Origin of the sequence: Hydrogenophaga sp., from assembly GCF_019264445.1 — a bacterium.
Taxonomy (GTDB): Bacteria; Pseudomonadota; Gammaproteobacteria; order Burkholderiales; family Burkholderiaceae_C; genus Hydrogenophaga.
The window spans coordinates 47,130-73,369 of the sequence record NZ_JAHVAB010000062.1 but is presented as its reverse complement, the minus strand read 5'-3'; the positions used below and the strand labels follow the sequence as shown (position 1 = coordinate 73,369).

25 protein-coding genes are annotated in these 26,240 nt (G+C 66.7%); 12 read left to right on the top strand and 13 right to left on the bottom strand.

Translation table 11 applies throughout. From position 1 onward, the window contains the following. Positions 1-78 precede the first annotated feature (78 nt). From boxA to KXJ60_RS12970, 4 genes are all read right to left on the bottom strand, one after another. Complete coding sequence (gene boxA, locus KXJ60_RS12985) at positions 79-1,380, bottom strand: benzoyl-CoA 2,3-epoxidase subunit BoxA (RefSeq protein WP_291128141.1); 1,302 nt, start codon at positions 1,378-1,380, stop codon at positions 79-81. Between the two features lie 91 nt (positions 1,381-1,471). After that, positions 1,472-2,899 (bottom strand): benzoyl-CoA 2,3-epoxidase subunit BoxB, encoded by a 1,428-nt coding sequence (gene boxB, locus KXJ60_RS12980; RefSeq protein WP_291128138.1) that lies wholly within the window; start codon positions 2,897-2,899, stop codon positions 1,472-1,474. A gap of 103 nt (positions 2,900-3,002) precedes the next feature. Beyond that, a complete protein-coding gene (gene boxC, locus KXJ60_RS12975; RefSeq protein ID WP_291128137.1) occupies positions 3,003-4,676 on the bottom strand; it encodes a 2,3-epoxybenzoyl-CoA dihydrolase in 1,674 nt (557 codons plus the stop codon). Positions 4,677-4,836: 160 nt separating this feature from the next. Further along, the gene (locus tag KXJ60_RS12970) at positions 4,837-5,751 is read right to left on the bottom strand and encodes a helix-turn-helix transcriptional regulator (protein WP_291128208.1); all 915 of its coding nucleotides are present in this window, start codon (positions 5,749-5,751) and stop codon (positions 4,837-4,839) included. Positions 5,752-5,951: 200 nt separating this feature from the next. Here KXJ60_RS12970 and KXJ60_RS12965 point away from each other — a divergent pair, with 200 nt between their 5' ends. Together KXJ60_RS12965 and KXJ60_RS12960 are read left to right on the top strand one after the other, a co-directional pair. Continuing rightward, positions 5,952-7,529: a 3,4-dehydroadipyl-CoA semialdehyde dehydrogenase gene (locus KXJ60_RS12965; protein WP_291128134.1), complete on the top strand. Its 1,578-nt coding sequence runs from the start codon at positions 5,952-5,954 to the stop codon at positions 7,527-7,529. Positions 7,530-7,645: 116 nt separating this feature from the next. After that, entirely contained in the window at positions 7,646-9,211 is a 1,566-nt protein-coding gene (locus KXJ60_RS12960) for a benzoate-CoA ligase family protein (RefSeq protein WP_291128132.1), read from the top strand. A 21-nt stretch (positions 9,212-9,232) separates the two neighbouring features. Here the strand turns inward: KXJ60_RS12960 and KXJ60_RS12955 are convergent, their stop codons facing one another. Together KXJ60_RS12955 and apbC are read right to left on the bottom strand one after the other, a co-directional pair. After that, a complete protein-coding gene (locus tag KXJ60_RS12955) occupies positions 9,233-9,583 on the bottom strand; it encodes a hypothetical protein (RefSeq protein WP_291128129.1) in 351 nt (116 codons plus the stop codon). A gap of 16 nt (positions 9,584-9,599) precedes the next feature. Next, entirely contained in the window at positions 9,600-10,691 is a 1,092-nt protein-coding gene (gene apbC, locus KXJ60_RS12950; protein WP_291128128.1) for an iron-sulfur cluster carrier protein ApbC, read from the bottom strand. A 156-nt stretch (positions 10,692-10,847) separates the two neighbouring features. On the opposite strand from apbC, the gene metG reads away from it, so the two are divergent. After that, a complete protein-coding gene (gene metG, locus KXJ60_RS12945) occupies positions 10,848-12,902 on the top strand; it encodes a methionine--tRNA ligase (RefSeq protein ID WP_291128125.1) in 2,055 nt (684 codons plus the stop codon). A 10-nt stretch (positions 12,903-12,912) separates the two neighbouring features. Next, a complete protein-coding gene (locus KXJ60_RS12940) occupies positions 12,913-13,653 on the top strand; it encodes a YoaK family protein (protein WP_291128122.1) in 741 nt (246 codons plus the stop codon). Between the two features lie 13 nt (positions 13,654-13,666). Here KXJ60_RS12940 and bamE read toward each other — a convergent pair whose 3' ends face one another. Continuing rightward, complete coding sequence (gene bamE / locus KXJ60_RS12935) at positions 13,667-14,191, bottom strand: outer membrane protein assembly factor BamE (protein WP_291128119.1); 525 nt, start codon at positions 14,189-14,191, stop codon at positions 13,667-13,669. Positions 14,192-14,300: 109 nt separating this feature from the next. On the opposite strand from bamE, the gene KXJ60_RS12930 reads away from it, so the two are divergent. The 4 genes from KXJ60_RS12930 to nadB all read left to right on the top strand — a co-directional run bounded on the left by KXJ60_RS12930 (position 14,301) and on the right by nadB (position 18,729). After that, positions 14,301-15,944, top strand: a complete 1,644-nt coding sequence (locus tag KXJ60_RS12930; protein ID WP_291128116.1) for a SulP family inorganic anion transporter — start codon at positions 14,301-14,303, stop codon at positions 15,942-15,944. Positions 15,945-16,026: 82 nt separating this feature from the next. After that, positions 16,027-16,239 carry a DUF3460 family protein gene (locus KXJ60_RS12925; protein ID WP_291128114.1) on the top strand — a complete coding sequence of 71 codons (213 nt, stop codon included), beginning with the start codon at positions 16,027-16,029 and terminating at the stop codon, positions 16,237-16,239. Between the two features lie 10 nt (positions 16,240-16,249). Next, entirely contained in the window at positions 16,250-17,098 is an 849-nt protein-coding gene (locus KXJ60_RS12920) for a ScpA family protein (RefSeq protein WP_291128111.1), read from the top strand. A 35-nt stretch (positions 17,099-17,133) separates the two neighbouring features. Continuing rightward, positions 17,134-18,729, top strand: coding sequence for an L-aspartate oxidase (nadB, locus tag KXJ60_RS12915; RefSeq protein WP_291128108.1), 1,596 nt, complete (start codon positions 17,134-17,136; stop codon positions 18,727-18,729). Between the two features lie 106 nt (positions 18,730-18,835). Here the strand turns inward: nadB and nadA are convergent, their stop codons facing one another. Together nadA and nadC are read right to left on the bottom strand one after the other, a co-directional pair. After that, positions 18,836-19,948 (bottom strand): quinolinate synthase NadA, encoded by a 1,113-nt coding sequence (gene nadA, locus KXJ60_RS12910; RefSeq protein ID WP_291128105.1) that lies wholly within the window; start codon positions 19,946-19,948, stop codon positions 18,836-18,838. Positions 19,949-19,975: 27 nt separating this feature from the next. Next, complete coding sequence (gene nadC / locus KXJ60_RS12905) at positions 19,976-20,839, bottom strand: carboxylating nicotinate-nucleotide diphosphorylase (RefSeq protein ID WP_291128102.1); 864 nt, start codon at positions 20,837-20,839, stop codon at positions 19,976-19,978. Positions 20,840-20,912: 73 nt separating this feature from the next. Between nadC and panB the strand changes: the two genes are divergently transcribed. From panB to KXJ60_RS12890, 3 genes are read left to right on the top strand one after another with little or no spacing between them, the layout of a single operon-like run. Next, on the top strand, positions 20,913-21,800 hold the full coding sequence (panB, locus tag KXJ60_RS12900; protein WP_291128099.1) for a 3-methyl-2-oxobutanoate hydroxymethyltransferase: 888 nt from the start codon (positions 20,913-20,915) through the stop codon (positions 21,798-21,800). Positions 21,801-21,831: 31 nt separating this feature from the next. Continuing rightward, positions 21,832-22,683 (top strand): pantoate--beta-alanine ligase, encoded by an 852-nt coding sequence (gene panC / locus KXJ60_RS12895; RefSeq protein ID WP_291128096.1) that lies wholly within the window; start codon positions 21,832-21,834, stop codon positions 22,681-22,683. A gap of 15 nt (positions 22,684-22,698) precedes the next feature. Beyond that, complete coding sequence (locus tag KXJ60_RS12890) at positions 22,699-22,950, top strand: DUF1272 domain-containing protein (RefSeq protein WP_291128093.1); 252 nt, start codon at positions 22,699-22,701, stop codon at positions 22,948-22,950. Here KXJ60_RS12890 and KXJ60_RS12885 read toward each other — a convergent pair whose 3' ends face one another. From KXJ60_RS12885 to KXJ60_RS12870, 4 genes are all read right to left on the bottom strand, one after another. Next, the gene (locus KXJ60_RS12885; RefSeq protein ID WP_291128090.1) at positions 22,951-23,982 is read right to left on the bottom strand and encodes an NAD(P)H-dependent glycerol-3-phosphate dehydrogenase; all 1,032 of its coding nucleotides are present in this window, start codon (positions 23,980-23,982) and stop codon (positions 22,951-22,953) included. A 19-nt stretch (positions 23,983-24,001) separates the two neighbouring features. Continuing rightward, positions 24,002-24,460: a protein-export chaperone SecB gene (secB, locus tag KXJ60_RS12880; RefSeq protein ID WP_291128087.1), complete on the bottom strand. Its 459-nt coding sequence runs from the start codon at positions 24,458-24,460 to the stop codon at positions 24,002-24,004. Between the two features lie 111 nt (positions 24,461-24,571). Beyond that, positions 24,572-24,829, bottom strand: a complete 258-nt coding sequence (grxC, locus tag KXJ60_RS12875) for a glutaredoxin 3 (RefSeq protein ID WP_291128084.1) — start codon at positions 24,827-24,829, stop codon at positions 24,572-24,574. A gap of 40 nt (positions 24,830-24,869) precedes the next feature. After that, entirely contained in the window at positions 24,870-25,280 is a 411-nt protein-coding gene (locus KXJ60_RS12870) for a rhodanese-like domain-containing protein (protein WP_291128081.1), read from the bottom strand. A 148-nt stretch (positions 25,281-25,428) separates the two neighbouring features. On the opposite strand from KXJ60_RS12870, the gene gpmA reads away from it, so the two are divergent. Beyond that, positions 25,429-26,172: a 2,3-diphosphoglycerate-dependent phosphoglycerate mutase gene (gene gpmA, locus KXJ60_RS12865; RefSeq protein ID WP_291128078.1), complete on the top strand. Its 744-nt coding sequence runs from the start codon at positions 25,429-25,431 to the stop codon at positions 26,170-26,172. Positions 26,173-26,240 lie beyond the last annotated feature (68 nt).

The window sequence follows — 26,240 nt, the reverse complement described above, 5'->3', positions numbered from 1 at the left end:
GGAACCGGCTTTGCCGGGCATCAGGTGTCGCCCCCTGGGGGGTGACGCGCCGCAGGCGCGGCGCGGGGGGTGGAACGTCTAGTACGTCTCGAGGTGCAGGCGCCCTTCGCGCTTGAGCGCACCGCCCACCGTGTCCCAGTCCAGCCCGGCGCCGTGCGCCACGTCGCGCAGGGCCAGCACCACACCCTCTTCCATGCTCTTCAGGCCACAGACGTAGAAGTAGGCGTTGGGGTCCTGCAGCAGCACGGTGAGGTCGGCCGCGCGCTCGCGCATCACGTCCTGCACGTAGCGCTTGGGCTGGCCCGGCGTGCGGCTGAACGCGAAGTTGGTGTCGATGAAATCCTTGGGCAGGCTCTGCAGCGGGCCGAAGTACGGCAGCTCTTCCTGCGTGCGGGCACCGAAGAACAGCATGAGCTTGCCGCTCTCGAACTTGCCCGAGGCCCGCAGACGCCGCCGCCACTCGGTCATGGCGCGCATCGGCGCGCTGCCCGTGCCGGTGCAGATCATCACGATGTGGCTCTTGGGGTGGTTGGGCATCAGGAAACTGGTGCCGAACGGCCCGATCACCTCGACCTTGTCGCCCACTTTCAGGTCGCACATGTAGTTGCTGGCCACACCGCGCACGGGCTCACCGTCGTGGTCTTCGAGCACGCGCTTGATGGTCAGCGACAGGTTGTTGTAACCCGGTCGCTCGCCATTGCGCGGGCTGGCAATGGAGTACTGGCGCGCATGGTGCCGGCGCCCGATCTCGTCGACCCCGGGCGGCACGATGCCGATGCTCTGGCCTTCCAGCACCGGGAAGGGCATGGCGCCGAAGTCGAGCACGATGTGGTGGGTGTCGTAGTCGCTGCCCGCCGTCTTGCCCACTTCGGTCACGCGCACATTGCCCACCACGGTGGCGGTCACGGTTTTCTGCGCGGCCTTGGGGCCGTAGAGGTTGCTGTAGGCGTGCGCGGCCGACCAGGGCGGCAGCGTTGCGCCAAAGGCGGACGAATTGAAAGACGCTTCACCGCTGGGGTCCTGCACCACGGCAGGGGGAGCGGCAGGCGGCGTGGCCACGGACACGCTGGCGTCGGGCGCCTCCAAGCCCTCCAGCTCTTCGGGTGGCAGCTCGGCGGGCAGTTCCTCCCAGGTGAGCTGTTCCTCGACGGTGTAGGCGCGCACGCGCGGCATGGTGCGCCAGTTGTCGATCGAGCCGGTGGGGCATGGCGAGATGCAGGCCATGCACAGGTTGCACTTCTCCGCATCCACGACGTAATTGACGTTGTCGTGTGTGATCGCACCCACGGGGCAGGTGGCCTCGCAGGTGTTGCAGCGGATGCAGATTTCCGGGTCGATCAGGTGCTGCTTGATGACAGCGATTTCAGCAACAGCGTTCATGTTCGTGTCTCCTGGGATCGAGACAGTGTAGGAGAGAGGTGGCCCGTTGAAATGCACGGCGGGCCGGGTGTCCCGGCCCGCCTGGGGGACATCAGCCGAAGCGGATGTACTCGAAGTCCACTGGCTGGCGGTTGATGCCCATCACCGGTGGCGCGATCCAGTTGGCAAACTTGCCCGGATCGACCACACGGCCCATGAGGCTGGCCACGAACGCGCGGTCGGACTCGCTGGGCAGCCAGTTGTCGCGGTTGGCGTTCCACTCGGACTCGGAGATCACGCGGCCATCGGGGGCGACCTTCACGCCCTTGAGCAAGCCGATGTTGCGGTGGAAGGCCTTGTGCGGCACGGTCAGGCGGAACGGAATGCCGGCCTTGTCGATCACCTTGTTCCAGCGCTCCACGCCGCCCACGCTGTCCTTGATGTAGTCGTCGCGCAGCACTTCGTTGAGCGCGTTGAGCATCGGCACTTCCTTTTCCACCAGCTGGCCGTTTTGCACGTTGAGCACGCGGTAGGTCTGGCCCTTGAGCACGTGGTCATCAGCGCGCTTGCCTTCTTCGTAGCGGCCCTTGAGGCCGGTGCTGTAGAAGGTGGCGGCGTTGCTCGACTCGTCGGCACCGAAGAGGTCGATGGTCACCGAGAAGTGGAAGTTCAGGTAGCGCTGGATGGTGGGCAGATCGATCACGCCGGCGGCGCGCAGCTTGGCCGGGTCGTCGGTCTTGAGCTCGTTCATCACCTGGCAGGTGCGGTTGATCACGCGGCTCACGCCCGACTCGCCCACGAACATGTGGTGCGCTTCCTCGGTCAGCATGAACTTGGTGGTGCGGGCCAGCGGATCGAAGCTGCTTTCTGCCAACGCGCAGAGCTGGAACTTGCCGTCGCGGTCGGTGAAGTAGGTGAACATGAAGAAGCTCAGCCAGTCGGGCGTCTCTTCGTTGAAGGCTTCCAGAATGCGCGGGTTGTCGGCGTTGCCGCTGTTGCGCTCCAGCAGGGCTTCGCCTTCTTCGCGGCCGTCCTTGCCGAAGTACTTGTGCAGCAGGTACACCATGGCCCAGAGGTGGCGGCCCTCTTCCACGTTCACCTGGAACAGGTTGCGCAGGTCGTACTGGCTGGGCGCGGTCAGGCCCAGGTGGCGCTGCTGCTCCACCGATGCGGGCTCCGTGTCGCCTTGCGTCACGATGATGCGGCGCAGGTTGGCGCGGTACTCGCCGGGCACGTCCTGCCAGGCGGCTTCGCCCTTGTGGTCACCGAAATGGATCTTGCGGTCCTGTTCGGCGGGATTGAGGAAGATGCCCCAGCGGTAGTCGGGCATCTTCACATGGCCGAACTGCGCCCAGCCCTGGGGGTCCACGCTGACGGCCGTGCGCAGGTACACGTCGAAGTTCTGCGAACCGTCCGGGCCCATGTCGTCCCACCACTTGAGGTAGTTGGGCTGCCACTGTTCCAGCGCGCGCTGCAGCGTGCGGTCTTCGCTCAGGTTGACGTTGTTGGGGATCTTGTCGCTGTAATCAACTGTGGACATGTTGTGCTCCTGCGGATGCTTCGTGCGGTGGACTGCTCTGAGGTTGCGGCTGGCTCCACCGGGACACCCACCGCACAACAAGACTCAAAAATTCAAACGGCCATCAGACGCGGTTGAAATCGAAGGCCGCTTTGTCGCCTTTGCCGTAGACCTTCAACGCGCCCTTTTCGCCCACAGCGTTGGGGCGGATGAAGATCCAGTTCTGCCAGGCGGTGAGGCGGCCAAAGATGCGCGTGGCCATGTTTTCCTTCTGCGCGAAACGCAGGTTGGCTTCGAGGCCGGTGAGCGCATCGGGCGACATGGACGCGCGCTCTTCGAGCGCCATGCGCACCTCGTCGGCCCAGTCGATGTCGTCGGGCGCAGCCGTCACCAGGCCCAGCGCCAGGGCGGCGTCGGCGTCGAGTGCCTTGCCGATGGCGCCGCGTGCGGCTTCCATGGGCGCGGTCTCTTCGTAGAAGCGGCGCTGCAAGCGCGACTGCTCGTTCACCATGGGCAGATAGCCGAAGTTGAACTCGCCGAGCTGCATCTTGGGCGCGGCATCGGCGTCGTCCGGCAGGGCCAGCATGTAGGCACGGTCGGCGCAGAAGGCCAGCTCGGCGAGCGAACCGGCGAAGCACGAACCGGATTCGATCAGCGCAAAGATGCTGCGCGAAGACACGTCCAGGCGGGCAAAGGTGCGGCGCATCAGGCCCAGGGTTTCGCGCACCAGCCAGTGGTCTTTGTGGGCCAGCATCAGTGCGTCGCTGGCGAGCACGGCCGCGGCGTCGCCTTCGGTCTTGAGCAGCCAGGTGCCCATGTCGAGTTCGTTGGTGCGCAGGCACAGGATGGCGTCGTCCAGCTCGCGCGCCATCTGCAGCGGCCACCAGGCCGCGCCTGCGGCTTCAATGCCGGCGATGTCGGTGGGCTGCGCGCCAGTGGGCGCCTTCACCGTGATCGTGACGTTGCGTTTGGCACGGTCGATGGCGACATTCACATGCGCGTAGCTGATGCCGTCGGCGCTGTCGGTGCGTTCGATGCGCGGCAGCGCCACGCCTGTGGCTCCGGCCGGGCGGTCGCTCTGGGCGGCCAGCGCAGCGGCGCGCTCTTTCACGTGGTCGGCAAACTTCTGCGGCTTGGCGATCGAGTCGACCAGGCGCCAGTCCACCGCCTTCTGGCCACGCACACCTTCGCTGGTGGTGCAGAAGATGTCGGCCAGGTCATGGCGCACGTGGCGCTTGTCGGTCACGCGGGTGAGGCCGCCGGTGCCGGGCAGCACGCCCAGCAGCGGCACTTCGGGCAGCGACACGGCGGACGAGCGGTCGTCCACCAGCACGATTTCGTCGCAGGCCAGGGCCAATTCGTAGCCGCCACCGGCACAGGCGCCATTGAGGGCGGCGAGGAACTTCAGCCCGCTGTACTTTGAGGAGTCTTCGATGCCGTTGCGGGTCTCGTTGGTGAACTTGCAGAAGTTCACTTTCCAGGCGTGGCTGGAGAGACCGAGCATGAAGATGTTGGCGCCCGAGCAGAACACACGGTCCTTGGCGCTGGTGACGACCACGGTGCGCACTTCGGGGTGCTCGAAACGGATGCGGTTGAGCGCATCGTGCAGCTCGATGTCCACCCCCAGGTCGTAGCTGTTGAGCTTGAGCTTGTAGCCGGGGCGGATGCCGGCGTCTTCGTTGATGTCCACGGCCAGCGTGGCGACCTGGTCATCAAAGGACAGCTTCCAGTGGCGGTACTGGCTGGGGTCGGTGCGGTAGTCGACGGTGGACGGTGTCGCGATGGCGGTGGCGCTCATGGGGTGTCTCCGGGCAGGTCTCTGGAATCGGCGGGCAACCGCAGCGGGCTGCGGGGTGGATCAGGCCCGATGACCTGCACTCAAACGCCGGTCCGAACCTGGTGACGTGAATAATAATTCACAAGTTCAAAGCCGTCAATGCACTTTCATGCATGTTTGTTCAAATCAATCCCAGCGCCTCGCGCACCTGCACCCGCAGCGCCTGGAAGGCGTCTTCCAGGTTGTAGGCGCTGGTGTCAAACGCCATGTCGGCCTTCGAATAGAAGGCCGAGCGCCCGGCGAGGATGCGCTTGAGGTCTTCCATGGCTTCGCGGCTGGCGGCCATGGGGCGCATGTCGCCCTGGGCTGCCACGCGGCCCATGTGGTCGGCCGGATCGGCCTGCAGCCACACGGTGGTGCAGTGGGAGAGCAGCAGGTTGAAGTTGGCCGCGTCCGACACCAGCCCGCCGGGGGTGGCGATCACCACCTCGGGGTAGATCTGGATCGCTTCTTCCAGCGCGCGCCGCTCGTAGCGGCGGTAGGCGGGCGTGCCGTACAGGGAGTGGATTTCATTGATGCTGCACCCGGCGAACTTCTCGATCTCGCGGCTGAGCTCGATGAAGGCGAAACCCAGGTCGTCGGCCAGGCGCTGGCCCAGCGTGGACTTGCCCGCGCCACGCAGGCCAATGAGCGCAATGCGGGCCTTGCGCCCCGGGTCACCGCCAGGCGATGCACCACCGCCCAGCAGGCCGCCGATGGCGATGCGCGCGCGGCGCAAATCGGCCTCGTTGCGCTTCTCCAGCAGCTCGCGGATCAGCAGCCATTCCGGTGAGCTTGTGCTCACGTCACCAATCAGTTCGGCCAGCGAGCACTGCAAGGCGGTGGCCACCTGCAGGAGCACCAGGATCGACGCATTGCCCGTGCCGTATTCAAGGTTGGCCAGGTGCCGCTCGGACACATCGGCGGCGATGGCGACCGCCTTGCGGGTCATGCCCCGCCGCGAGCGCAGGGTGCGCACGCGCTCGCCCAGCGCAACCAGAAACGGGTGGCGCGGCTCCTCTTCCGCCACGGGCGGCCTGGGCTCGCCTGTGGCCATCGCGCCGGGGTCGACGACGTCCATGGTGTCTCGATCTTTCTGTGGGTGGACGGGACAGGAAAACCCTGTGGGGCTTGCCAAGCGTCAAAACATGCACTTTAATGCACAATCTGCAAAACGCAAGATAGTGCAGTTATAGCGCCATTCTCTTCCCTCGACCACTGTCGCAGGGCCGTCCCACCACGAACGAGACCACCTCGATGAGCTCTTCTCCCCTGCTTCCCAACTTCCTCGGCGGTCAATGGCAAACCGGCTCCGGCGCGGGCACCCCGCTGTTCGACCCGGTGCTGGGCACCGAACTCGTCCGCGTGAGCAGCGCAGGCCTGGACCTCGCCAGCAGCTTCCGGTTTGCGCGTGAACAAGGCGGCCAGGCCCTTCGCGCCCTGAGCTACGGCGAGCGCGCCGGCCTGCTGGCGGCCATCGTCAAGGTGCTGCAGGCCCACCGCGACGCCTACTACGAGATCGCCACCGCGAACTCGGGCACCACCACCAAAGACTCCGCGGTGGACATCGACGGCGGCATCTTCACCCTGGGCTACTACGCCAAGCAGGGCGAGGCCCTGGGTTCGGCGCGCGCACTGCTCGATGGCGAGCGCATCCGCATGGGCAAAGACCCGGTGTTCCAGACACAGCACGTGCTGCAGCCCACGCACGGCGTGGCGCTGTTCATCAACGCCTTCAACTTTCCCAGCTGGGGCCTGTGGGAGAAAGCCGCCCCGGCCCTGCTCTCCGGGGTGCCGGTGATCGTCAAGCCCGCCACCGCCACCGCCTGGCTCACGCAGCGCATGGTCAAGGACGTGATCGACGCCAACATCCTGCCGCCGGGCGCGCTCTCGGTGGTCTGCGGCTCCTCCGCCGGCCTCATGGACCAGTTGCAGCCGTTCGATGTGGTCTCGTTCACCGGCTCGGCCGACACCGCGCGCGTCATCCGAAGCCACCCTGCCGTGGCCGAGCGTTCGGTGCGTTGCAACATCGAGGCCGACAGCCTCAACAGCGCGCTGCTCGACCCCGCCGCCACCGCCGACAGCGAGGCGTTCAACCTGCTGGTGAGCGAAGTGGTGCGCGAAATGACCGTGAAGGCCGGGCAGAAATGCACCGCCATCCGCCGCGTGTTCGTGCCGCGCGCGCTGTTTGACGCCGCCGCGCAGGCCATCGCCGCCAAGCTCGGCCAAACCACCGTGGGCAACCCGCGCGTGGAGTCTGTGCGCATGGGCTCGCTGGTGAGCCAGGAGCAAAAGGCCAGCGTGCTCGCCGGCATTGCCGCGCTGCGCGCCGAAGCCGAAGTGCTCTTTGACGGTGCGAATGCGCCGCTGGTGGACGCCGATGCGGCCGTGGCCGCGTGCGTGGCGCCCGTGCTGCTGGGTTCGCGCGAACCGGCCAAGGCGCGCGTGCTGCACGAGGTCGAGGTGTTCGGCCCGGTGGCCACGCTCATGGCCTACGACAGCATCGAGCAAGCCTACGAGCTGATCCGCCGGGGCGAAGGCTCGCTGGTCTGCTCGGTCTACAGCGCCGACCCGGCCTTCACCGCCAGCGCCACGCTCGAGCTCGGCTCGTCGCACGGCCGCGTGCATGCGATCTCGCCCGACGTCGTCGCCAGCCACAGTGGCCACGGCAACGTGATGCCCATGTCGCTGCACGGTGGCCCGGGCCGCGCGGGCGGTGGCGAAGAACTGGGCGGACTGCGCGCGCTGGGCTTCTACCACCGCCGCACCGCCGTGCAGGCCAGCAGCGCAGCGCTGGACGCCCTGGCGGCATCTGCCTACGCTTTGAAGCTCTGAAACACCCACCTCACCGTTCACCCTGAGCCTGTCGAAGGGCATCCAGACCCGGCTCGCGCCGGGCTTCGACAGGCTCGGCCCGAACGGGGAATTTCCCAACAACGCAGGAGACACCCATGAGCCACCCCGACACCGTCGCACCACCGCCCGAGCGCTTCAATTTCGCGCGCCACCTGCTGGAGCTCAACGCAGACCGCGCCAGCAAGCCTGCGCTGATCGACGACCAGGGCACGCTGACCTACGGCGAACTGGCCGACCAGGTGCGGCGCTTCTCCAGCGCGCTGCGTGCGCTCGGTCTGCGCCGCGAAGAACGCGTGCTGCTGCTCATGCACGACAGCAGCGACTGGGTGGTGGCCTTCCTAGGGGCGCTGCATGCCGGCGTGGTGCCGGTGGCGGTGAACACGCTGCTGACCGCACAGGACTACGCCTACATGCTGTCCAACAGCCGCGCGCAGGCTGCGCTGGTGTCTGCCGCGCTCTTACCCACACTGCAGTCCGCTCTGGCGGCGCAGCCCAACGAAGTGAAGCACGTGGTCGTCTCGCGCGCCACCGAAGCCCTGCCCGCCGGCATGCACCCCTTCACCACGCTGGTGGCCAGCCACGCGGCCGCTGCCGACGCGGCCGACACGCACGGCGACGAACCCGCGTTCTGGCTGTACTCGTCCGGCTCCACCGGCGCGCCCAAGGGCGCAGTGCACACCCAGGCCAACCTCTACTGGACAGCGGAGCTCTATGGCAAGGGCGTGCTGGACCTGCGCGAGAACGACACCGTGTTTTCCGCGGCCAAGCTCTTCTTTGCCTATGGCCTGGGCAATGCGCTCACCTTCCCTCTTTCGGTGGGGGCCACGGTGTTGCTGATGGCCGAGCGCGCCACGCCACAAGCCTGCTTCAAGCGCTTCACCGGGCACAAGCCCACCGTGTTCTACGGCGCGCCCACCGGCTACGGCGGCATGCTCGCCAGCCCCGACCTGCCGAAGAAAAGCGACGTGGCTTTGCGCCTGTGCTCGTCGGCGGGCGAAGCCCTGCCGCAAGACATTGGGCAGCGCTGGACCCAGCATTTCGGCGTCGAGATCATCGACGGCATCGGCAGCACCGAGATGCTGCACGTGTTCCTCTCCAACCGGCCGGGCGACGTGCGCTACGGCACCACCGGCAAGCCGGTGCCGGGTTACGAGATCGAACTGCGTGGCGAAGACGGCCAGCCCGTGCCCGACGGCGAGATCGGCGACCTCTACATCAAGGGCCCCAGCGCCGCGCTGATGTACTGGAACAACCGCACCAAGAGCCGCGACACCTTCCAGGGCGGCTGGACCAAAGCCGGCGACAAGTACACGCGAGACGCCGACGGCTACTGCACGTACGCCGGGCGCAACGACGACATGCTCAAGGTCAGCGGCATCTACGTGAGCCCCTTCGAAGTGGAAGCCACGCTGGTGCAGCACCCCGCCGTGCTCGAAGCCGCGGTGATCGGGAAAGTGGACGCCGACGGGCTGACCAAGACCAAGGCTTTCGTGGTGCTGAAAGCGGGGGCTGCGGCCACCGAAGCCGAACTGCAGGCGTTCGTGAAGGAGAAGCTGGCGCCCTACAAGTACCCGCGGTTCATCGAATTTCTGCCCGAGCTGCCCAAGACCGCAACGGGAAAGATCCAGCGGTTCCGCCTGCGCGAGCGCGAAGGCGCCTGAGCGGGTCTTGCCACTGCGCGCTCAGGGCGTCTCTCGCCGGCAGCGCCCCTGCTTCTCGAACCAGTAAGCCACGTTGCCGACGATGACGATGCTGCCCGAGACGATGGCGCTTGCGGCGGCGGTGGCACCCGCCGCCACCAGCAGGACCACGCAGCCCTCGTTGCCGCAATGCTGGATGGACGCCAGCTGCAGCGGCGCCAGATCCATGCGCCTGGCCGACACCTGGCAATCGGCGTCGTAAAACGCGGTGGTGCGGGGCACGTACACACAGGCCTGCAGCAGGCCCAGCACGGCGGGCAACACCACCGCCCGCCCGACGCGCCAACTGGCGCCCCCATCGCGAGACCCTCCGCCGGCGCGCAGGCGTTTCATGGGGGCTTGAGAAAACTCAGGTGTCCTTCGAAATCTTGATCGAAGGAAACTTGCTGGAGAAGTCTTTGGCCTTGGCCGCGATCTTGATCGCCACCTGGCGTGCCACGCCCTTGTAGAGGTTGGCGATTTCGCCTTCGGGGTCCGCCACCACGGTGGGCATGCCGCTGTCGGCCTGCACGCGGATGCTCATGTTCAGCGGCAGCGCGCCCAGGTAGTCCATGCCGTATTCGGCGGCCATGTTTTTGCCACCGTCGGCGCCAAAGATGTGCTCCACATGACCACACTTCTCGCACACGTGAACGGCCATGTTTTCCACGATGCCGAGGATGGGCACACCCACCTTCTCGAACATCTTGATGCCCTTGCGCGCGTCGAGCAGCGCAATGTCCTGCGGCGTGGTCACGATCACCGCGCCGGTGAGCGGCACGCGCTGGCTGAGCGTGAGCTGGATGTCGCCCGTGCCCGGTGGCATGTCGACGATCAGGTAGTCCAGGTCGGTCCAGTTGGTCTGGCGCAGCAGCTGCTCCAGCGCCTGGGTGGCCATGGGGCCGCGCCAGATCATGGCTTCGTCTCGGTCGATCAGGAAACCGATGGAGATGACCTGCACGCCGTAGTTTTCCAGCGGGTCCATGGTCTTGCCGTCCGAGCTCTCCGGCCGGCCTTCCACACCCATCATCATCGGCTGGCTGGGGCCGTAAATGTCGGCATCCAGAATGCCGACCTTCGCCCCCTCGGCCGACAGCGCCAGCGCCAGGTTCACGGCGGTGGTGCTCTTGCCCACGCCGCCCTTGCCCGAGGCCACGGCAATGATGTTCTTCACGTTGGGCATGAGCTGCACACCGCGCTGCACGGCGTGCGCGGTGATCCTGGTCGTCATGTTCACCGACACGTTGTCCACGCCCGCCACCGCCTTGGCCGCACCAATCAGCGCGCGGCGCAGCGACGGCAGCTGGCTCTTGGCCGGGTAGCCCATTTCCACGTCAAACGACACGTCACCGTCGGCCACCTGCAGGTTTTTCAGGGCCTTGGTGCTCACGAAGTCCTTGCCGGTGTTCGGGTCGGTCACAGCTTGCAGCGCGGTCAGCAGCGCCTGGGAATCAACGGCCATGGGAAACGGTCTCCATAGAGGTGGGGGTATCGGTGTTATGGGGGGCGTCAGAGCGCCGGCAAGTCTAACGTCCTGCCCGCCCGCGGGTCATACACACAGGCGCGATGAGGTCATCGGCCCGTAAAATCGCGGGTTCCCCGACAGAAAGCCCCTCCCATGAGCCAGCGACGCCTGTTCGTCACCACCGCCCTGCCCTACGCCAACGGCCATTTCCACATCGGTCACATCATGGAATACATCCAGGCCGACATCTGGGTGCGCTTCCAGCGCATGCAGGGCCATGAGGTCCATTTTGTGTGCGCCGACGATGCGCACGGCGCGCCGATCATGATCGCGGCCGACAAGGCGGGCAAGACGCCGCAGCAGTTCGTGGCCGACATCGCCGCGGGCCGCAAGCCGTACCTGGACGGCTTTCACATTGGCTTTGACAACTGGCACAGCACCGACGCGCCCGAAAACCACGAGCTCGCGCAGCAGATCTACAAAGACCTCAAGGCCAACGGCCTGATCGAGACGCGCACCATCGAACAGTTCTTCGACCCCGAGAAGAACATGTTCCTGCCCGACCGCTTCATCAAGGGTGAGTGCCCCAACTGCCATGCCAAGGACCAGTACGGCGACAACTGCGAGGTGTGCGGCAAGGTCTACAGCCCCACCGACCTGATCAAGCCGTACTCGGCCCTTTCGGGTGCGCAGCCGGTGCTGAAGAACTCCGAGCACTTCTTCTTCAAGCTCTCCGACCCGCGCAGCCTGGACTTCCTCAAGCAATGGACCACCAGCGGTGCGGTGCAGCCCGAGGTGCTCAACAAGATCAGTGAGTGGATCGCGCCCGACGAGAACGGCCAGACCAAGCTGGGCGACTGGGACATCTCGCGCGACGCGCCCTACTTCGGCATCGAGATCCCCGACGCGCCGGGCAAATACTTTTACGTGTGGCTCGACGCCCCCGTGGGCTACCTGGCCTCGCTCAAGAACTGGCTGGGCAAGCAGGGCATCGACTACGCCGCCTTCATGGCCGACCCGTCCACCGAGCAGTACCACTTCATCGGCAAGGACATCATCACCTTCCACACGCTGTTCTGGCCGGCCATGCTGCACTTCAGCGGCCGCAAGACGCCCAACGCGGTGTTCGTACACGGCTTCCTGACCGTGAACAACGGCGAGAAGATGAGCAAGAGCCGCGGCACCGGGCTGGACCCGCTCAAGTACCTGAAGCTGGGCATGAACCCCGAGTGGCTGCGCTACTACCTCGCGGCCAAGCTCTCGGCGCGCAACGAAGACATCGACTTCAACCCCGAAGACTTCATGCTGCGGGTCAACAGCGACCTGATCGGCAAGTTCATCAACATCGCCAGCCGCGCCGCAGGCTTCATTGCCAAGCGGTTCGACGGCCAGCTCGGCACGGCCTCAGCCGACGGCGCCGCGCTGCTGCAGGCACTGCAGGCGCGCGCAGAGGCCGTGGCCGCGCTGTTCGACACGCGCGAATACGGCAAGGCGCTGCGCGAGATCATGGCGCTGGCCGATCAGGTCAACGCCTACGTCGACCAGAACAAGCCCTGGGAACTCGCCAAGCAGGAAGGGCAGGACGCCCGCCTGCACGACGTGTGCAGCACCTGCATCGAGGCCTTCCGCCTGCTCGCGCTCTACCTCAAACCGGTGCTGCCCGCGCTCGCCACGCAGGTGGAGTCGTTCCTGCAGGTCCAGCCGCTGCAATGGGCCGACGCCGCGCGCCTGCTGGGCGCTGGCCACGCCATCAACGCCTACCAGCACCTCATGCAGCGCGTGGACGTGAAGCAGCTCGACGCGCTGTTCGAGCCACCGCCGCAGCCCGAGGCGCCCAAGACCGTGCCCGGCGGCGAGCCCATGGCCGAGACCATCTCCATCGACGACTTCACCAAGATCGACCTGCGCATTGCGCAGATCGTGAATTGCGAAGCGGTGGAGGGGACGAACAAGCTGCTGCGCCTCACGCTGGACGTGGGCGAAGGCAAAACACGCAACGTCTTCAGCGGCATTGCCAGCGCCTACAAGCCCGAAGAGCTGGTGGGCAAGCTCACCGTGATGGTGGCCAACCTGGCGCCGCGCAAGATGAAATTTGGCGTGAGCGAAGGCATGGTGCTGGCCGCCAGCCATGCCGACGAAAAGGCCGCGCCCGGCATCCACATCCTCAACCCCTGGCCGGGCGCCACGCCCGGCATGCGGGTGCGCTGAACGGTCTGCCTTGTTTGAACCGATCCGCGGCTTCACCAGTCTGCAGCGCACGCCGCAGACCGACCTGAAGCTCGGCTCGGTGCTGGCTTTTGTGGCCGGTGCGGCCAACGCGGGCGGCTTTCTCGCGGTGGGGCAGTACACCTCGCACATGACCGGCATGGTGTCGTCCGTGGCCGATCACCTCGTGCTCGGTGAACTCACGCTGGCCCTGGCCGGCGCGGGTGCCGTGCTGGCCTTTCTGCTCGGCGCCATGACGACCGCCTGGCTGGTGAACTGGGGCATGCGCCACGAGTTGCGCAGCGCCTACGGCCTGCCGCTGATTCTGGAAGCCGCCGCGCTGCTCGTCTTTGGCCTGTTTGGCGCGGCCATCGGTTTCATGACACCGGTGTTCCTGCCGCTCACGGTGGTGCTGCTCTGCTTCATCATGGGCCTGCAGAACGCGGTGATCACCAAGATCTCTCAAGCCCGCATCCGCACCACCCACGTGACCGGGCTCGTGACCGACCTGGGCATTGAGCTCGGCAAGCTGCTGTACGTCAACCGCCAACCCGGCGCCGAGCCGGTGCAAGCCGATCGGGGCCGCCTGCGGGTGCACGCCCAGCTGATTGGCTGCTTTTTCTTCGGCGGGCTGGCGGGCGCGCTGGGTTTCAAATACCTGGGGTTCGTCAGCACCGTGCCGCTGGCGCTCATGCTGTTGCTGCTGGTGATGCGCCCCGCGCTGGACGACTGGCAGCGGCTGCGAGCCGCCTGAAGCCACCGCCCGGTCAGCGGTTCCTGTCGAGGTCCGGGTCGCGCACCGACATCGTGCGGACCACCTTGAGGTCGGCGTCGAACACGACCGTGAACACCTGGGACTCGCCCACGCCAGGGCTCTCGTAATAGCGCCAGTCGTAGTGCGTCTCGCGCTTGAGGGCGTACTGGGTGATCTTCATCGGCTTGCCGAGCATGCGGCGCACCGCTTCCATCGGCATGCCTGGCGTCACCTGCGCGAAGGTGCGCGGGGTGAGCACCTGGCGCAACGCACTCATCTTGCCGTCCGCGCCGATGGTGATCATGTAATTGGTGTGGCCCGCGGGCTGGCGGTTGTACTCATAGATCTGCGCACCGTCCTCACCCTCCCACACGGCCTCGGGTGTGCCGAAGCGCTCGCGCACATCCGCCTCGGTGGACACGCCCTCTTCCAGCTCGCTGATGCGCTGCGGATCGCAGGCGCTCAGCAGGCCCACCAGCGCCATCAGGAGCACCTTGACCCTGGCGCTGCGCCACAGGTTGACCATCGATTGCTGCATGTCGGTCCCTCGTCTGACACCACTCACACCAAAAGGCCAGTCTAAACGCGCGCTCCCGTGCTGCATGTCTGCGCGCCCCGCGAGCGGTTGCCAAAGGTAACATCGGCCGATGCTTCAAGGCCTGCCACCACTGGCTCCGTTTCGTCCCCGGCTGATCCAGGACCTGCGGGGTTACAACCGGGACAAGCTCGCGCGCGATGTGGGCGCAGGCGCCACGGTGGGCATCGTGGCGCTGCCCCTGGCCATGGCGTTTGCCATCGCCAGTGGCCTCAAGCCCGAAGCGGGCTTGTGGACCGCGATCATTGCGGGCTTCCTGATCTCCGCGCTGGGCGGCACGTCGATGCAGATCGGTGGCCCGGCAGGTGCCTTCATCGTCATCGTCTACGGCATCGTGGAGCGCTATGGCGTGGCCAACCTGCTGATCGCCACCGCCAGCGCGGGCGTGCTGCTGTTCCTGCTGGGCCTCTTCCGCCTGGGCACGCTGGTGCGGTACGTGCCGGTGAGCGTGGTGATCGGTTTCACCAACGGCATTGCCGTGCTGATCGCGCTGTCGCAGGTGCGCGACCTGCTCGGGCTGGAGATCGCCAAGATGCCCGGCAGCTTCTTCGGCCAGATGAACGCGCTGGCGCAGCACATCGGCAGTTTCAATCCGTTCGCGTTCGCCCTGGGCGGGCTGTGCGTGCTCGGGCTGTTCGTGTGGCCCCGCCTGTGGGCGGTGGACTCGCAGTTTCGCCGCCAGATCGCCGCGCTCGATCGGGTCAGCGCCCTGAAGGCCACTTCGCGCCTGCCGGGCCCGGTGGTCGCGCTGGTCAGCCTGACCCTGCTGGCCTGGGCGTTGAGCCTGCCGGTGGAGACCATCGGTACGCGCTTTGGCGGCGTGCCGTCTGGCCTGCCCGTGTTCGAGCTGCCCGACTTTTCCTGGGAAACCGTGCGCCTGCTGGTCACGCCCACGCTCACCATTGCGCTGCTGGGCGCCGTCGAGTCGCTGCTGTGCGCGCGCGTGGCCGACCAGCTGGGCGAAGCGCCCAAGCACGACCCGAACCAGGAACTCATGGCGCAAGGCATTGCCAACACCGTGGTGCCCTTCTTCGGCGGCATGCCCGCCACCGGCACCATCGCGCGCACCGTCACCAACATCCGCTCCGGCGCGGTCTCGCCGGTGGCGGGCATGGTGCACGCGCTCACGCTGGCCGCGGTGGTGCTGCTGGCCGCGCCACTGGCTTTCCACATTCCGCTGGCGGTGCTGGCCGGCGTGCTGCTGTTCGTGGCGTGGAACATGGGCGAATGGCGCGAATTCGGGCGCCTGCGGCAGTTCAGCAACCACTACCGGTTGATGATGCTGTCCACCTTCTTCCTCACCATCGTCTTCGACCTGACCGTGGCAGTCGAACTCGGGCTGGTGCTGGCGGTGGTGCTGTTCGTGCGGCGCCAGAGCGAGATCTTTCGTGCCGAGCCGGTGGCCCGCACCGAGCAGCAGGCCACCTACCGGCTGTATGGCTCGCTGTTCTTTGGCGCCGTGGCCAAGATCGACCCCATCGTCGCCGACGTCGAACGCTCGCCCACGCCCCTGAACGTGATGCTCGATGCCAGCCACATGATTTCGCTGGACACCACCGGGCTGGACGCCCTGGAGCAGCTGCACAAGGCGGTGCACAAACGCGGCGGGCACCTGGGCATGGTCGGCCTGCATGCCCAGCCCCGCTCGCTGATCGAGCGCTCCGGTTTCGCCCAGCGCCTGCACACCTGCCAGTAAGGCCCCGGGCGCCCGGAAGGCGCCGAACAGGGCGGCCCGGTAAAATCGCCGTCTTTCCTTCCGCGCACCGAGCCAGCCCACCATGCCCTTCTTCCGCCGCCCCGACTACACCTCCGACACGACGCAGTTCATTGAACAGCTCAAGGCCGGCAAGCCCGGGCTGGAGCAGTCGCAGCGCCAGGGCCGCGCCCTGCTCTGGGACAAGCAGATCGACCGCGAATTCCAGGCCAAGGCCGAAGCCGCCCGCGTGCCCCAGAAGCCCTACGTCTACCAGACCGGCTCCGACCACACCTGATCGGCCGGGCATGAGCGATCCGCACACGCTCAACGAGGCCCCGCAGGGCCTGGAAGACGTCCTGCCCTCGGTGGTGGACCATGTGGCCCTGGCCAGGCTTTACGGCGAACCGCTGTTCGCCATGCCGCGCGACCTGTACATCCCGCCGGATGCGCTGCAGATCTTTCTGGAAGCCTTCGAAGGCCCGCTTGATTTGCTGCTCTACCTGATCCGCAAGCAGAACTTCAACATCCTCGACATCCCCATGGCGGCGGTCACGCGCCAGTACCTCACGTACGTCGACGAAATCCGCGCCAGCAACCTCGAACTCGCGGCCGAATACCTGCTGATGGCCGCGATGCTGATCGAGATCAAGTCGCGCATGCTGCTGCCGCCAAAGAAGACGGCCGAAGGCGAAGAAGCCGAAGACCCGCGCGCCGAGCTGGTGCGCCGCCTGCTCGAATACGAGCAGATGAAGCTGGCCGCGCACCGCCTCGCCGACTGCCCTCAATACGGTCGCGATTTCCTGCGCGCCCAGGTTTATGTGGAGCAGGCGCTGGCGCCCCGTTTCCCCGACGTGAACGCCATCGACCTGCAAGGCGCGTGGCGCGACATCCTCAAGCGCGCCAAGCTCGTGCAGCACCACAAGATCAGCCGCGAGGAGCTCTCGGTGCGCGAGCACATGAGCATCGTGTTGCGGCGCCTGCAAGGCCGCAAGTTTGTCGAGTTCGGCGACCTGTTCGATCCCACGCAGGGCTCGCCGGTGCTGGTGGTCACCTTCATCGCCATGCTCGAGCTCGCCAAGGAAACGCTCATCGAGCTGACCCAGGCCGAAGCCTTCGCTCCCATCTACGTCCGCCTGGCCTACACGCCGGCCTGAAGGCCCCGCGCGGGCCGCTCCAGCACCGCCACACCATGACCGCTTCGCACCGCTTTGACGTTCTCATCATCGGCAGCGGCCTGGCCGGGCTCACCGCCGCGCTGCACCTGGCCCGCACCCACCGGGTCGCGGTCATCACCAAACGGGCGCTGGCCGATGGCTCCAGCAACTGGGCGCAAGGCGGCATTGCGGCCGTGCTGGCCGAAGGCGACAGCGTGGCCTCGCACGTGGAAGACACGCTGGTGGCGGGCGCCGGCCTGTGCGACCTGGAGGCGACGCAGTTCACGGTGAAAAACGCCCCCGCCGCCATCGCCTGGCTGCAGGAACTCGGCGTGCCCTTTTCGCAGGAAGACGGCGAACTGCACCTGACGCGCGAAGGGGGCCACAGCCACCGCCGCATCGTGCATGCCGCCGACGCCACCGGTGCCGCGGTGCAGGCCACGCTGATCGAGCGCGTACGCGCCACACCCGATATCCGGCTGTTCGAGCACCACATGCTGGTGAACCTCATCACCGACCGCCAGCCAGGCGGCACACCCACCGACTCATGCTGCACGGGCGCCTACGTGCTCGACACCGAACGCGATGAAGTGGTGACCTTCAACGCGACCCACACCGTGCTGGCCACGGGCGGCGCCGGCAAGGTGTACCTGTACACCACCAACCCCGACACCGCCACGGGCGACGGCATCGCCGCGGCCTGGCGCGCGGGCTGCCGGGTCGGCAACATGGAGTTCATCCAGTTTCACCCGACCTGCCTGTATCACCCGCACGCCAAGAGTTTCCTGATCACGGAAGCGGTGCGCGGCGAAGGCGGCCACCTCAAGCTGCCGCCGCACCTGGGCAGCCACCGCTTCATGCCCGACCACGACCCGCGCGCGGAGCTTGCACCGCGCGACGTGGTGGCGCGCGCCATCGACTTCGAGATGAAGAAACACGGACTGGACTGCGTGCACCTGGACATCTCGCACCAACCGCCCGAGTTTCTGCAGGCGCACTTCCCCAACATCCTCGCCCGCTGCGCGGAGCTGGGCATCGACATCACGCGCGAGCCCATTCCCGTGGTGCCCGCCGCGCATTACACCTGCGGTGGCGTCGTCACCGACCTGGCTGGGCGCACCGACCTGGCCGGTCTGTACGCCGTGGGCGAAACCACCTGCACCGGCCTGCACGGCGCCAACCGGTTGGCCAGCAACTCGCTGGTGGAGTGCATGGTGTTCGCCCAGGGTGCGGTCAATGCCATCCGCCAGGCGGCCAGCCCCGAAGCCCCCGCCTCACCGTCGTGGGACGACAGCCGCGTGACCGACGCCGACGAGCACGTCGTGATCTCGCACAACTGGGACGAGCTGCGCCGCTTCATGTGGGACTACGTCGGCATCGTGCGCACCAACAAGCGGCTGGAGCGCGCGGCGCACCGCATTGCATTGCTGCAAGGTGAAATCCAGGAGTTCTACTCACAGTTCCACGTGACGCGCGACCTGCTGGAGCTGCGCAACCTCGTGCAGGTGGCCGACCTGATCGTGCAGTCGGCCATGCTGCGCCACGAAAGCCGTGGCCTGCACTTCAGCCGCGATTACCCCGGGCTGTTGCCGGAGGCGAAACCCACGATCCTGGTTCCTCCCGCCCGCTGATCAACACCTCCGTTCGCCCTGAGCTTGTCGAAGGGCTCACCAGCGCCTGTGCCGGGGTTTCGACAGGCTCAGCCCGAACGGATCTGCGGTGCTCCAGAACGACCGTTCAGGCCGCGCCGATGTTCGGCACCAATGCGCCGGGGTTCTGCCCGCTGCGCTGCGCGCCTGTGAAGGCCAGCATGCGGTCGATGGGCTGGCGCGCCCGGGGAATCAGCGCCGGATCGACGTGGATTTCGTTGAGCCCTTTTTCCAGAATCTGCGCGACACCGGCCAGGCCGTTCATGGCCATCCAGGGGCAGTGTGCGCAGCTTTTGCAGGTGGCGCTGTTGCCGGCGGTCGGCGCCTCGATGAACACCTTGCCCGGGTTCTGCTGGCGCAGCATGTGCATCATGCCGTTGTCGGTGGCGACGATGAACTCGGGCGCGTCCAGCGTGCGCGCGGCCTTCAGGATGGCCGAGGTCGAGCCCACGGCATCCGCCAGCGCAATCACGTCGGCCGGGCTTTCCGGGTGCACCAGCACCTTGGCAAGGGGATGCTCCTTCTTCAGGGCCTCGAGCTCGAAGGCCTTGAACTCGTCGTGCACGATGCACGACCCGGTCCACATCACCATGTCGGCACCCGTCTCGCGCTGGATGTAGGCGCCCAGGTGCTTGTCCGGCGCCCACAGGATCTTGTGGCCCTTGTCCTTGAGCGCGCGCACGATGTCGAGCGCGCAGCTGGACGTGACCAGCCAGTCCGCCCGCGCCTTCACGGCCGCGCTGGTGTTGGCGTAGACCACCACGGTGCGGTCCGGGTGCGCATCACAGAAAGCGCTGAACTCGTCGATCGGGCAGCCCAGGTCCAGTGAGCAGTTGGCATCCAGGTCGGGCATGAGCACCGTTTTCTCCGGGCTCAGGATCTTGGCGGTCTCGCCCATGAAGCGCACACCCGAGACCACCAGCGTGGTGGCCGCGTGGTCGCGGCCGAAGCGGGCCATCTCCAGCGAGTCGCTCACGATGCCGCCGGTTTCAATGGCCAGGTCTTGCAGGTCCGGGTGCACGTAGTAGTGCGACACCATCACCGCGTTGCGCGCTTTGAGCAGCTGGCGAATGCGCTCCTTGAGTGCCGCGCGCTGCCTGGGGCCAGGCTCGACCGGCACGCGCGCCCAGGCGTGTTGCGTGGGGCACGCCGGCTGCTCGTATTCCACGTCAATGACGGCGCTGGAGTCGGGGGTGTTCATGTCGGTCAATCGTGGTGGTCCAGCGCTTCAGAGCGTCTGGAATCGCATGGAGAAGTCGGTGGCCTTGACGTCTTTGGTCAGGCCGCCGATGGAAATGCGGTCGACCCCGGTTTCTGCAAGGCCGCGCACGGCGTCCAGATTCACGCCCCCGGAGATTTCGAGCACCGCGCGCCCGGCGTTGCGCGCCACGGCGGCCTGCAGCGTGGGAATGTCCATGTTGTCCAGCAGCACCATGGTGGCGCCACAGGCCAGCGCTTCATCGAGTTGCGCCAGCGTTTCCACTTCAATCTCCACGAAGCGCGCCTGGGGTGCGGTGTCCCGTACGCGCTGCAGCACCTGGGCCACGCCACCTGCTGCCGCAATGTGGTTTTCCTTGATCAGCACGGCGTCATAAAGACCGATGCGGTGGTTCACGCCGCCGCCCGTCTTCACCGCGTACTTCTGCGCCAGGCGCAGACCCGGCAGCGTCTTGCGCGTGTCCACGATCTGTGCGCGCGTGCCGGCCACGGCATCGACGAAGGTCGCGGTCTTGGTGGCCACGGCCGTGAGCAGTTGCAGAAAATTCAGCGCCGTGCGCTCGGCGGTGAGCAGCGGCTGGGCACGCCCTTCGATGGTGAGCACGGTCTGGTCGGCGGTGCAACGCTGGCCTTCGCCCACGTGCCATGTCAACCGGGCCTGTGGATCCAGCGCGTGCACGGCCGCTTCCACCCATGGCGTGCCGCAGATCAGCGCGGCCTCGCGCGCCAGAATGCGCGCGCTCGCCGGGCGCTCCCCATCCACCAGCGCAGCGGTCAGATCGCCGCTTCCCACGTCTTCGGCCAGCGCCTGCACCACATCGCGCCGGGCCAGTTCCTGCACGTCGGCCAGGGTGAATTCAGAGAGGTGTTTCATGGGGCGCAAGCATAGCGGTTTGGACTATAGTCCCCGATTCTCACCCACCCCCCCAACCCTGCGGGATCCCCACATGAGCACCCCCACCACCTCTGCGCCCATGGCCACACCCTACGGCACGTTGCCTGCGGCATCGCCGTTGCCACAACGCAAGCCGGTGAGCCTGCCCCGGCTGAACGAGATGCGCGAGCGCGGCGAGAAGATCACCATGCTCACTGCCTACGACGCCACGTTTGCCGCTGTGGCCGATGCCGCTGGTGTGGAGTGCATCCTCGTGGGCGATTCACTGGGCATGGTGTGCCAGGGCCTGGCCAGCACGGCCGGCGTGACGCTGGAGACCATGGCGTATCACGTGGAGAGCGTGGCGCGCGGGCTTCGTCGGGTGCAAGGCACGGCATGGCTGCTGGGCGACCTGCCCTTTGGCAGCTACCACGAATCCAGAGAACAGGCGATGCGCAGCGCGGCCCAACTGGTCCACGCAGGTGCGCACATGGTCAAGCTCGAAGGCGGCGGCTGGACGGCGGATACCGTGCGCTTTCTCGTCGAGCGCGGCATCCCGGTGTGTGCCCACCTCGGGCTCACGCCGCAAACGGTGCACGCCCTGGGCGGCTACCGGGTGCAAGGGCGTGGCGACGCAGCGGCGCTCACGCTCAAGCGCCACGCGCTGGAGCTGCAAGATGCCGGCGCCACCATGCTGGTGCTTGAAATGGTGCCCGCCGCCCTGTCGGCCGAGATCACCCAGCAACTGCCGCACTGCCACACGATCGGCATCGGCGCCGGCAAAGGCACGGCGGGCCAGGTGCTCGTGATGCACGACATGCTGGGCGTCAACCTGGGCAAGAACCCGAAGTTCGTTCGCAACTTCATGGAGGGCGCCAGCAGCGTGCGGGACGCCATGGCCGCCTACGTGAGTGCCGTCAAGGACGGCAGCTTCCCCGACGACAGCCTGCACGCCTGGTGAACCGCTCACGCCTCAGAACAGCACGGCCCTCATGAAAATCGTCCACACCATCGAAGCGCTGCGTGAAACCCTGCAGCCCTTCAACGCGCCCACCCTCGTGCCCACCATGGGCAACCTGCACGAGGGTCATCTGGACCTGGTGCGCACCGCCAGGCCGCTGGGCGATGTGACCATCGCCAGCGTCTTTGTGAACCGGCTGCAGTTTGCGCCCCACGAAGACTTCGACACCTATCCCCGCACCCTGCAGGCCGACTGCGACAAGCTCGCCGCCGCGGGGTGTGACGTGGTGTTCGCGCCATCAGAAAAAGAGCTGTACCCCGAGCCTCAGGGCTTCAAGGTGCAGCCTCCCGGTGAGCTGGCCGACATCCTGGAAGGCCATTTCCGCCCGGGCTTCTTCACCGGCGTCTGCACCGTCGTGATGAAGCTGTTCCAGTGCGTGCTGACCGAAGCCAAGGGCCCGCGCCATGCGGTGTTCGGGCAGAAGGACTACCAGCAGCAAATGGTGATCCGGCGCATGGTGCAGCAGTTTGCGCTGCCCGTCGGCATCGTGAGCGTGCCCACGCGGCGAGCGGCCGACGGCCTGGCCCTGAGCTCGCGCAACGGCTACCTGAGCGACACCGAGCGCGCCGAAGCGGTGCAACTCTCGCTGGCGCTGCGCGCACTGGGGCGAGACGCGCTGGCCGCTGCAGACGGCCTGACTCGCCACCTGCCCGCGCTGGAGGAACGCGCCATGAAAGCGCTGGCCGCGCGTGGCTGGCAGCCGGACTACCTCACCGTGCGCCGTCGCGCCGACCTGCAAACTCCCCAGGCGGGTGATCCGCTCGTGGTGCTGGGCGCTGCGCGACTGGGCAAGACGCGCCTGATCGACAACTTCGAGATCTGATGCCTGGAGGCGACGATGCTGCAACTGCGACCGAACTGCGAATGCTGCAACCGCGATCTGCCCAACGAGAGCACCGAAGCGCGCATCTGCACCTTTGAGTGCACCTTCTGCAGCGACTGTGCGGACACGCGGCTGCACCACACATGCCCGAACTGCGGTGGTGAACTGGTGCGCCGCCCACGCCGGCCCGCCGCCGCGCTGGCTCGCCACCCGGCTTCTGCCGAACGCGTGTTCAAGCCAGCAGGCTGCGCCCCGACGGCGGCCTGACTACAGGCCCTCGTCCTTGGGATCGCGCCCCATGAGCGCGGCCACGGCCTGCGCAGGGCGAAGCCGGCCTTCCAGCAAGGCCACCACCGCCTCGCTGATCGGCATGTCCACACCCAGCAAGCGGGCGCGCTGCACCACCGTGCGGGCGCTGTACACACCCTCGGCCACGTGACCCAACGAGTCCAGCGCCTGCTGCAGTGTCATGCCCTGCGACAGCAACTGCCCCACGCGGCGGTTGCGCGACAGGTCGCCGGTCGCCGTGAGCACCAGATCGCCCAACCCGGACAGCCCCATGAAGGTGTCGGCGCGCGCGCCGAGCGCCAGGCCCAGACGCGTCATTTCCGCGAGCCCCCGCGTGACCAGGGCAGCACGGGCGTTCAAGCCCAGATCCAGGCCATCGCACAGGCCCGTGGCAATCGCCAGCACGTTTTTCACGGCGCCCCCCACTTCCACGCCCACGATGTCGTCGTTGGCGTACACGCGCAAGGCGGGTCCATGAAAAGCCGCGACGAGCACGTCGCGCACGCTCGCATGTTCGCTGGCAGCCACCAGCGCCGTGGGCTGGCCCCGCGCCACTTCCTGCGCAAAACTCGGACCGCTGAGCACGCCGGCCTTGAGGCGAGGCGCCACCTGTGCGCGGATTTCGTGGCCCAGCAAGCCGCCGCTGCCGGCATCACCGTGCACCGGCGCTTCAAAACCCTTGCAGAGCCACGCCACCGGCGCAGGGTGCGCCGCCAGCAGCGCCAGCATGCCGCGCAGGCCCGCCATGGGCGTGCCAATGATCACGAGGTCGGCTTGCGCCAGCACCGCGCCAGACGAAGTGGCATCCAGCGGACGGCTGTCAATCGTCACGGTGGGCGGCAAGGCAACACCCGGGAGATAGCGCCGGTTTTCGCGCTGCTCGCGCATCTCGGCAGCCTGTCGGGCGTCGCGCGCCCACAGCGTCACCTGGCGGAATTGACCGTCTTGCGACGCAGCGCCGATGGCCAGTGCGGTGCCCCAGGCGCCCGCTCCGAGCACAACGATGTTCATCGGTCCTGGGCGGGACGGCTTACTGCGTGACGATGCGCGGGGCGTCTTCGCCGGCCTGGGCCTGTTGCTGCTCGTACATGGCCTGGAAGTTGATTTCTGCCAGGTGCACGGGCGGGAAGCCGCCGCGCTGAACAATGTCCGCCACGTTGCTGCGCAGGTACGGATAGACGATCTGCGGGCAGGCGATGCCCATGATCGGACCCATCTGTTCCTGCGGCAGGTTGCGGATTTCGAAGATGCCGGCCTGCTTGGCCTCCACCAGAAACACCGTCTTGTCCTTGATCTTCGTCGTCACGGTGGCGGTCACACACACCTCGTAAACGCCGTCGGCCACCGGGCTGGCTTCCACGCCGAGCTGGATATCCACCGTGGGCTGCTCCTGCTCCAGCAGGATGGCCGGGGAATTGGGCTGCTCCAGCGAGGCTTCCTTGAGGTAGACGCGTTGAATCTGAAAGATGGGATCCTGGTTTTCTGCCATGGTGGTGTCTCGAATGGGTCGGGATAGAAAAAACAAACCCGCCGGGGGAACGAGTCCCTGCGGCGGGCGCTGGGCCGATTATGTCAGCCCGGCAAGACCGTACCCGGCCACTCAGGCCTGCAACATCGGCACCAGACCACCACGCCCATCCAGCGCGTGCAGGTCGTCGCAACCGCCCACATGGGTGTTGCCAATGAAGATCTGGGGCACGCTAGTGCGACCGGTGAGTTGGGTCATCTGGGCGCGCAACTCGGGCTTGCCGTCCACAAACACCTCTTCAAGATCCACCACGCCCCGCCGATCCAGCAAGGCGCGGGCCCGGCTGCAATACGGGCAGTACGCGCTGGTGAACATCTTGACCTTGGCCATGTGCAGTTCCTGTCAATCGGGTGGAAAGTAGCCCGAATGATCAGGTTTTTTCCACGGGCAGGTTGGCGGCGCGCCACGCACCCATGCCACCCGTCAGGGATTGCGCGTTGTCGTAGCCCAGCTTCTTGGCGATGGCCACGCCTTTGTTGGCAGAGGCGCCGTTTGCACAGACCAGGATCACCTGGGTGGCCTTGTTCTTGACGGCACCGGGCAGCTTAGCCTCCAGGTCGGCCAGCGGCAGGTTCTTGGCGCCAATGATGTGGCCCGATGCGAAGCCGGCGGCATCTCGCACATCCACCACCACGGCTTTTTCGCGGTTCATCAGCTGAACCGCCTGGGCTGCATTGAGAGAACCCGCCCGGGCCCCCGAAGAGGCCAGCGGCCACAACAGAAAGGCACCAGATGTGATGGCCACGGCGAACAGAACCCAGTTTTCGAGGAAGAAACTCACAGAGACACCTTTCGAGTAAGCCGGCGATTTTAGAATGCCTGACTGCGCAGCGCCGGCCACGTCTGGCCAGCACCCGCAGGACCGGCCCGATTGTGTGGCCTGTCGCCCCCCTTCCAGCCCTTTCCGACCCTCAACGCACGCCCTTCCCATGTACAAACTCGTCCTGATTCGCCATGGCGAATCCACCTGGAATCTGGAAAACCGCTTCACCGGCTGGACCGACGTCGACCTCACGCCGACGGGGCTGGAGCAGGCCAAAAATGCGGGGCGCCTGCTCAAGGCCGAGGGCTACGACTTCGACCTGGCCTACACGAGCGTGCTCAAACGCGCCACGCGCACCCTGTGGCACGCCCTGGACGAAATGGACCGCACCTGGCTGCCCGTGGTGCACAGCTGGCGCCTCAACGAAAGGCACTACGGCGCCCTGCAGGGCCTGAACAAGGCCGACATGGCCAAGCAATACGGCGACGAGCAGGTGCTGGTCTGGCGCCGCAGCTACGACACGCCGCCACCCGCGCTGGAACCGACCGACCCCCGCAGCGAGCGCGGTGACCGCCGCTACGACCGCCTCAAGCCCGAGGAAGTGCCTTTGACCGAGTGCCTCAAGGACACCGTGGCACGTGTCTTGCCCTTCTGGAACGAAGCCATGGCGCCGGCCATCAAGGCCGGCAAGCGCGTGGTGGTGGCCGCACACGGCAACAGCATTCGCGCCCTGGTGAAGTACCTGGACGGCATTTCCGACAACGACATCGTGGGCGTGAACATCCCCAACGGCATTCCGCTGGTCTACGAACTCGACGCGAACCTGCAGCCCATCCGCCACCACTACCTGGGTGACGCCGAGGCTGCTGCCAAGGCCGCTGCCGCCGTGGCCGCGCAGGGCAAGGCCTGAAACCGTCGATTCGTCACGGCATCCCGGGAAACCCCGCGGTGAGCCTGGGGAACCGAAGCCGTTGGCGA